Below are 910 nucleotides of genomic sequence, written 5' to 3' on the forward strand. Positions count from 1 at the left end.
GTCTCTGAATTACCCCCCCAGAGCCCCAAGCATGGTCAAATCCCCCAACTTCGCCAAAGACTGGTTCACCGCCAAGGGCTGGAAACCGTTCGCCTTCCAAAAAGACGTATGGCACGCAGTCAAGGAAGGCCAGTCGGGACTGCTCCACGCCAGCACCGGCGCCGGGAAAACCTACGCCCTGTGGTTCGCCGCCCTCAACCGCTTCGCCATCACCGAAACCACGCCCCGCAAACGCAAAGCCCCCGCCGAACCGCTCGCCGTCCTGTGGATCACCCCAATGCGCGCCCTGGCCGCCGACACCGCCCGCGCCCTTGAGGCCCCGCTCGAATCACTGAAAATCCCCTGGACCGTCGGCCTGCGCACCGGCGACACCAGCAGCAGCGAACGCGCCCGCCAAACCCGCCGTCTGCCCACCACCCTGATCACCACCCCGGAAAGCCTCACGCTGATGCTCGCCCGCGCCGACAGCCAGGCCAGCCTGTCGCACCTGCGCATGGTGGTAGTGGACGAATGGCACGAACTGATCGGCAACAAACGCGGCGTGCAATTGCAACTGGCCCTCGCCCGCATTCGGCAATGGCACCCCGAGCTGATTGTGTGGGGCATTTCCGCAACCCTGGGTAATCAGGCCCACGCGTTGGAGGTGTTGATCCCACAAGGCGGCGGGATCAACGTCCAAGGCCAAACCACCAAACAGTTGCGAGTAGACACCCTGTTGCCACCGGTTATCGAGCGCTTTCCGTGGGCCGGCCATATCGGCCTGAAAATGCTCCCGCAAGTGGTGGCCGAAGTCGATGCCAGCAGCAGTTGCCTGGTGTTTACCAACACACGGGCACAATCGGAAATCTGGTACCAGGCCCTGCTCGACGCGCGCCCCGACTGGGCCGGAGTGATTGCCCTGCACCACGGC

General features: G+C 64.2%; 1 protein-coding gene. It reads left to right on the forward strand.

Annotated features, from left to right (window positions below):
* Nucleotides 1–31 precede the first annotated feature (31 nt).
* The coding region (locus HX873_RS31415) for a DEAD/DEAH box helicase (RefSeq protein WP_177123856.1) at nt 32–910 on the forward strand (879 nt) is incomplete at its 3' end.

Source organism: Pseudomonas sp. P7758 (genome assembly GCF_013386485.1).
Taxonomy (GTDB): Bacteria; Pseudomonadota; Gammaproteobacteria; order Pseudomonadales; family Pseudomonadaceae; genus Aquipseudomonas.